The organism is Magnetospirillum fulvum MGU-K5 (assembly GCF_000442515.1).
Lineage (GTDB): Bacteria > Pseudomonadota > Alphaproteobacteria > Rhodospirillales > Magnetospirillaceae > Phaeospirillum > Phaeospirillum fulvum_B.
Window position 1 is genome coordinate 65350 of record NZ_AQPH01000011.1, and the last position, 7019, is coordinate 72368.

A 7019-nucleotide genomic window follows, 5' to 3' on the forward strand; every position below is an offset into this window, starting at 1 on the left:
TCGGATCAGCTTTCCTGATAAAGCCAGCTGCGGATGATCGACAGGGCTTCTTCGGGGTGTTTCTCGACGATTTCGCCGATCTTGCGGATCGACGACGCCTTGACGCGGCCTTCGACCTTGTCGATGTCGATCAGTTCATCGGCGATCACTTCCTCTTCCTCACCCAGGCCAGGGGCGGCCAGCGCGACCGCGCCGGGGCCGGTCAATTGCGGCATCCCGCCGCCTTCGGCGGTCAGCAAGCGGCGACCGTCGGGACCGACCTGACCCTGCATCGATTCGATGGCGCGGCTGATGAGAGGACGCAGCACCAGCAGCAGGAACAAGATCGCGACAATCGACAGGCCGAGGTTCGAGGCGATCTTCTCGACGAAATCGCGCCGCATGCCGAAGATGAACTCGCTCGGGTCCTCGATCTGGTCGAGTTCTTCGCCCTTGTAGAAGGGCATCGAGGCGACCTTGACCTGATCCTCGCGATCCTTCGAAAAACCGATCGCCGATTTGACCAGCGCCTCGATCTGGGCCATCTCTTCCGGGGTGCGCTCGCGATAGGTGGTCTGCTTGCCGTCGGCCGATTTCTCGCGGACACCATCGACCAGCACCGCGGCCGAGACCTTGCGCACCTCGCCGACTTCGCGGACGGTGTTCTTGGTCTTCTTCGAAATCTCGTAATTGACGGTTTCCTGGTTCTTGCTCGATTTGCTCGACGACCGCAGGTTGCCGTTGGCGCTGGCGTTGGGATCGGGCAGGTTCTGTTGCACCGTCACCGGGGTCGGTTCGGTATCCTGGCTCTGCTCGCCCTCGTTGATGGTGACCTGCGAGCGGACAACCTTGGTTTCCGGATCGAACGATTCCTCGGTGGTGACGGCCCGGCTCATGTCCATTTCGACCGTGACCTCGGCGCGCACCCGGCCCGGGCCGAGCGAGCGTTCCAGCAGATCCTCGATCGTCTTGACCAGCCGCGCCTCGTAATTGAGTCGCATCTCATCGGCGGTCTGGGCGAGATAGTCCTGGCTGTTCTCAAAGCCCTTGGCGAGCAGGGTGCCCTTGTCGTCGACGATGGAAATCCGCGACGGCTTCATCTTGGGGACGGCGGCGGCGATCAGATGCTGTATCGCCAGAACCTGACCCTTTTCCAGCCGCTGGTTCCCCTGCATCTTCAGGATCACCGAGGCCGACGGTTCCTGGGTATCGCGCGAGAACGCTTCGCGCTTGGGCAGGACAAGGTGGACGCGGGCGGCTTTGACCTTGTCGATCGAGCGGATCGTCTTGGCCAGTTCGCCTTCCATGGCGCGAACCATCGTCATGTTCTGCTGGAAGCTGGTGGTGCCGAACGCGTCCTGCTTGTCGAACAGTTCGTAGCCAGCCATCCGGCCGCCGCTGGGCAGCGCCTGTTCGGCCATCCGCACCCGAAGATCAAGCTTGCGATCCTTCGGCACCCAGATTTCGGTGCCGTCCTTTCGCAGCTCATAGGGGACCTTCTCGGTGGTCAGGCGTTCGATGATCTGTTTCGAATCCGCCAGATCGAGATCGCCATAGAGCAATTCCATCTGAGGCGCGGCAACGCGGCTCATCAGATAGATGAAAAAGCCAAGGACGCTGATGCCCACCCCAGCGATGGCGGCGAGGCGCATCGGCCCCAAACCCCGCAGCATTTGCAGAAATGCGTTCACTTTGACTCCATCACGCCATGCAGGCCCGCCAGGGGCAGGCTAGGCCCTCCGCGCTGAAAAGAAAGTTAACATCACTCGGCAAATCTTGCCCAGTCCAACCGCTTTTTTTCCGGCATGACCGTTGCTAGACATTTCAGGCGGTTCCGGAGCACACTTGACGATGACCACGATGGCACGCGATCCGAAAGGCTATTACGCGGTCCTGGGACTCGACCCCGAGGCCGATGCAGACGAGATTCGAGCCGCCTATCGGCAACGGGTCAAGGTGGTCCATCCTGACCGCGATCCCTCGACCCGTGCGCGTGAGGAATTCCGCCGTCTGATGGAAGCCTATGCCGTGCTGAAGGACGTGATCCGCCGGGCCGAATATGACAGCGCCGCCCCCGACGACGCCGGGGCCGAAGGCGAGTTTACCCCGATGCCGGTCGCCTGCGGCTCGTGCGGCAGCCTGACCGCCCAACCCCGTTATGTCGTGTTCCGCACCGTCCGGTCCTATCTGATCTGGGCAAAACTGGGTCATCTGGACGGAATATTCTGCCGGGATTGTGCCGATCATGCCGCCGCCAAGGCCTCGATCGTATCGTGGTTGTGGGGATGGTGGTCGCTGCCCGGTCTGATTCTCACCCCGTTCGCCCTGCTGGCCAATCTGTTCGGCGGGTCGAAGCCCCGGCGCGAGAACACCCGCGTCCTGTTGCGGCAAGCCCGCGCTTTCCTTGGGCGGGGCGATCTGGTTCTCGCCCGCTCGCTGGCCGAACAGGCGGGCCACTTCGCTCGTGGCGATGACCGTGCCCGAGTCGTCGCTCTGCTGCGCGCGACCGAGGGTGCCGTCACCGGCCATCACCGCCGCCTGAAAAGCCGCTGGCGACTCGGCGGGCGGGTGTTCCTGGCTCAGGCCCTGCCGCTGCTGGCCCTGCCGGTGACGATCGCGATCTTCGCGCTGATCGCGACCCGGCCATGGGATCAGCCGGTCTCGACCGTCGCCCCGATTGCGATTCATCCGGCGACGGTCGGCGAAATCCGTCATGTCGCCGTCGATGGGTTGAAGCTGCGGATGGCACCGCTGCCGGGTGCGCCGGTGCTGACCCTGCTCGACCGCTTCACCACCGTCGAGGTCAAGGCCGCCACCGCCACCCCGGATTGGGTCGGGGTCCGCACCCCCGCCGGGATCGAAGGCTATGTCGAGACCCGGGCGCTGTATGCCGGGTCGGGATCGCGCTTCAAAACCGAATGGTGCACCGATAATCGCGGTCCTCCGCCCACCGCCGGGGAAATCCTGTCGCGCCGGGTCAGCGGCGATCACCGCCTGCTGGTCCATAATGACGGCCGCCGCGACGGGGTGGTCAAACTGAAGACCATGGCGGGCAGCACCGTCTTGTCGGTCTATGTCCCCGCCACCTTCCATATCGGTGTCGGTGGCATTCCCGACGGCACCTATCGGATTGAATACGCCACCGGCACCCGCTATTCGCGCGGCTGCGCCTTGTTCATCGACGAGATGCAGGCCTCGGTGCTGCCGATGACCGTCACCTTCCATTACCAATCGCCGACGGCGAACCGCTCGCTGACCAACATCGCCGAGGTGTGGCTGTCGCCCCAATCCGAGTCCGGTCCCCGGCCGTTGCCGTTGCCGCCCGATCGCTTCGCCGCCGACGATTAGACTGGGGGCGATATAGCTCCGCTTCGCGGCAGGGTGACCACCCTGACCCGTTCGGAGGCCAAAGCCTCCGAACCTCCAATTTCTTTATTATTTCAATTATTTAAAAATATGGAGGGGTCGGGAGGCTGGCCTCCCGATTAGGGGATCGGGGGCGAAAGCCCCCGAAGCGAGACGGGGGGCTATCGCAGTCCCGCTTGTTTCAAGCACAGATCGGTCCAGGCCCGGCCCAGCCGCTCCGACGCCGAATTCTGCGCCAGCCGGTCGTTGAGGCTGGCGAAATCGACCCGGTCAAGCGGCTGGTCCTGATCGGCGCAGGTGAAGACAAATCGGACCTCGCCGGTGTCGGGATCGCTGTGGCGTTGCAGGCACTGGGCGCAGATTTCCTTCAGCATGCATTGCATCGGCGCGTTGATCGAGCCGATCCCGGTATGGCCGCGCTTCAGCCAGGGGGCCAGCCGGTCGTGGCGGGCCTGGGCCACCGCTGCCATCATCTTGTCCGATCCGATCGCGATGACGCGATCGACCGAGGACAGCGGGATGGTGGTTTCGCCCAGGCGGCCCTGGCCATAGGCCTCGATCGCCTCGACGATGGTGCCGACGAAGCTAAGGTCGCCCGGCCGTCCCACCGGCAAGGGATCGCCGGAATCGACGCACCACACCACCCGGTCGGCGGCGGCTTCGATCTCGGCCTGCTTGAAGCGGTCGGTGGCCTTTTTATATCCGGCGAAATACAGCACTTTCGATCCGGCGGCGCGGAAGGCGGTGCCGATCGAGAACAGGACGGCATTGCCGAGGCCGCCGCCCGCCAGCAGTACGGTTTCGGTGCCGCAGACATGGGTGGGCGCGCCGGTCGGCCCCATCAGCACCACCGGCTCGCCGGGGCGCAGGCAAGCGACCAGATCGGACGAGCCGCCCATCTCCAGGACCACCATGCCGACCAGTCCGGCCTCGGCATCGACCCAGGCCCCGGTCAGCGCCAGCCCCTCCATCGCCAGCCGACCGGCGACGGCATGGCCGTCCGGCCGTTCGTAATTTTGCAGGCGGAAGAACTGGCCGGGCCGGAAGGCACGGGCGGCGGCGGGGGCGTGGACCACCAACTCGACGATGGTGGGGGTCAGCCGGGTGACGGCATGGACGGTCGGACGCAGATCGGCATCCAGCCGGGCGAACAGATTCTGGGCGGCCACTGCCGAGGGGGGCAGGCGGCGCATCGCCTCGGTCACCAGCGGATGGCCCTGTTTGGCCGACGCCATCGCCGAGACGACGTTCCCGGCATAAGAGGGGTGGAGGTCGCCGAAGAAGCTGACCCGTCCCTCGCGGCCTTCGACCCGCATCAGCACCGCCGGAACCGCCGGTTTGGGGCGGGGTCGGGGGTGATGTCGTTGCCGTCGGGATCGACCGCCTGGAAATAGCGGCCGTCGAGGGCGAAGCCGTCGAACTCGCGGGCCAGCGCGGTGTTAGGGACGGTGCCCGCCGCGATCAGCACGGTGCGGGCGGGAACGAAATGGGGGTTGCCCTCGCTGTCGCGGACGGACAGCCCCCGCGCCGCGCCGGTCTCATCGGTTTCGATCGCCAGCGGAGTCAGGTGCTCGGCAAAGCGGATGCCTTCGTCCAGGGCATGGACAACCTCGTCACGATTGCGCCAAGCCGGGCTGTCGGCCAGTCCGCGCCGGTACAGCACGGTCGCGCCCCCCCAGCTTTGCAACAGGTCGAGCAGGCGGGGAGCCCGCCCTTCCGCCGCCGCCGCGGCCCGCTCGGTGCGGATCAGGCGGGCGTGGGCGATGAATTCGTCAGCGATGGCGCGGTCCAGTCCGGGCCACGCCTCAAGGACCGAATCCCCCTTACCCGCCGCGTTCAGCGCTTCGATCCGGGTCAGGAACTTTTCGACCTGGACCGGATAATAGGCCAATGCCTCGGTGGCGGAATCGATCGCGGTCAGGCCGCCGCCGATCACCGCGACCGGCAGGCGCACTTGCAGATTAGCCAGACTGGCGGTGCGGGCGGCTCCGGTCAGTTGCAGCGTCATCAGGAAGTCCGAGGCCAGCCGCACCCCGCGCGCCAGTCCGCCGGGCAGGTCGGGCAGGGTGGGGCGTCCCGCTCCCATTGCCAGGGCGACATGGTCAAAGCCCATCGCCAGCGCGCTGTCGAGGGTGATCGCGCCGCCGAAGCGGACCCCGCCATAAAGGGCGAAGCCGCTGCGCCGCTCCAGCAAGAGCCGGATCAGATCAAGGAAATTCTTATCCCAGCGGACGGTGATGCCGTATTCGGCGACGCCGCCGAACCCGCCGGGAATCCGCTCGCCCAGGCGTTGCCACAGGGCGCTGATGTCGCGGATCGGCTGGAACGGCACCCGCCGCCCGTCGGGGGCGATCCCGGTCAAGGCGGGGTCAAGCGGCTCGATCTTCAGCCCGTCGATCGCGGCGACGGTGTGACCATCCTGGAGCAGATGGTGGGCCAGGGTATAGCCCGCCGGACCCAGCCCGACCACCAGCACGGCGCGGCCGCTGGCCGGGCGGGGCAGCGGACGGGCCAGATTGAGCGGGTTCCACCGCGTCAGCAGGGCGTAAATCTCGAAGCCCCACGGCAGGTCGAGCACATCGCGCAAGGTGCGGGATTCGATCGACGGAATATCGACCGGGTTGCGGCCCTGACTGCCATAGATGCAGGCATCCATGCAGCTATTGCAGATGCGGTGGCCGGTCCCGGCGACCATCGGATTATCGACGACAATCACCGCCAGCGCCGCCAGCGACAGACCGGCGTTTTTGACCTCGTTCAGCTCGGAAATCTTCTGATCGAGCGGGCAGCCCGAGCGCGAGACGCCGCCGCGCTCGATCCCGGTGCGGCAGGAATCCCGGCCTTGGTGATGACAGCCGATGCAGTAATGGGTCTGGTCCAGCGCCTGGGCCAGACTGGCACCGGGATCGGTGAGGTCAAAGCCGTCGCGCGGGCGCCAGGATTGGGGAACGGCTTCCCAGGTCGCGCAGCCGCCCAGCTCGATCCGTCGCGCCGTCGCCGGGGCCTTGGGGTCGCGCTTGCCGGGCAGGCGGAACAGGATGCTGTCGCTGTGGGGCGTCCGCGCGGTTTCGGCCAGCTTTGCCGCCGCCAACTGGACCGCCAGCGCCAGATCGTCGCCGTGGGCGGCCTCGTTATCCATCCAGGCCAGCACCGAACGGGCAAAGCCCAGCTCGCTGAACGGCTCTCCGGTGCGGGCTTCGAAGGCGGCGGTCAGGGCGCTTAAATCCAGCGCGGCGGCCTCTTCGGCGGGGAGGGCGCGGGCGGCGCGGCGCTGGACGAACTGACGCTTGGCGGTAAACAGCGGGGCCAGCGCATGCTGGCGGTCGGCCAGACTTGCCGCCGGGGCGCGGATGCCGAACAGGCCGGTCAGGAAATCGTCGAGATGGGGGGTCAAAGCCAGGATCAGGGCGGATTCGGCGGCGCGGTCGGGCGGTGCGGCGCGGGCTGCGCGGGCGGCGGTCAACCGGGCGGCGAGGTCGGGATCGGTCCGCGTCAGGAGGTCAACAAAGGCCCGGTCGGTGCGGGCCAGCCCCTCGTCGCAGTAAAGGTCCGCAAAGGCGAGTCCATGGCCGAGCGAGGGCAACGATACGTCCGAAGTCATATAAACTCCTGCCAAGGCCGTTGTCGGTGTCAAAGTAACACCTCGTTAACCAACGGCTGTCACCTTCCTGGGT

At 66.3% G+C, this 7019-nt stretch carries 4 protein-coding genes; 1 reads left to right on the forward strand and 3 read right to left on the reverse strand.

The genetic code is table 11. From position 1 onward, the window contains the following. Positions 1–5: 5 nt before the first annotated feature. On the reverse strand, positions 6–1670 hold the full coding sequence (gene fliF / locus K678_RS04950) for a flagellar basal-body MS-ring/collar protein FliF (RefSeq protein ID WP_021131360.1): 1665 nt from the start codon (positions 1668–1670) through the stop codon (positions 6–8). Between the two features lie 160 nt (positions 1671–1830). On the opposite strand from fliF, the gene K678_RS04955 reads away from it, so the two are divergent. Next, positions 1831–3327, forward strand: a complete 1497-nt coding sequence (locus K678_RS04955) for a DnaJ domain-containing protein (protein WP_021131361.1) — start codon at positions 1831–1833, stop codon at positions 3325–3327. Positions 3328–3506: 179 nt separating this feature from the next. On the opposite strand, the gene K678_RS19390 is transcribed toward K678_RS04955, so the two are convergent. Together K678_RS19390 and K678_RS04960 are read right to left on the reverse strand one after the other, a co-directional pair. After that, complete coding sequence (locus tag K678_RS19390) at positions 3507–4661, reverse strand: ferredoxin reductase domain-containing protein (protein ID WP_231376206.1); 1155 nt, start codon at positions 4659–4661, stop codon at positions 3507–3509. Continuing rightward, a complete protein-coding gene (locus K678_RS04960) occupies positions 4661–6946 on the reverse strand; it encodes an FAD-dependent oxidoreductase (protein WP_231376207.1) in 2286 nt (761 codons plus the stop codon). The genes K678_RS19390 and K678_RS04960 overlap by 1 nt, the downstream gene beginning before the upstream one ends. Positions 6947–7019: the final 73 nt, after the last annotated feature.

Coding starts and splice junctions, on each gene's coding strand:
- K678_RS04955 (WP_021131361.1), top strand. CDS start 1,831: ATGACCACGATGGCACGCGATCCGAAAGGCTATTACGCGGTCCTGGGA.
- K678_RS19390 (WP_231376206.1), bottom strand. CDS start 4,661: ATGCGGGTCGAAGGCCGCGAGGGACGGGTCAGCTTCTTCGGCGACCTC.
- K678_RS04960 (WP_231376207.1), bottom strand. CDS start 6,946: ATGACTTCGGACGTATCGTTGCCCTCGCTCGGCCATGGACTCGCCTTT.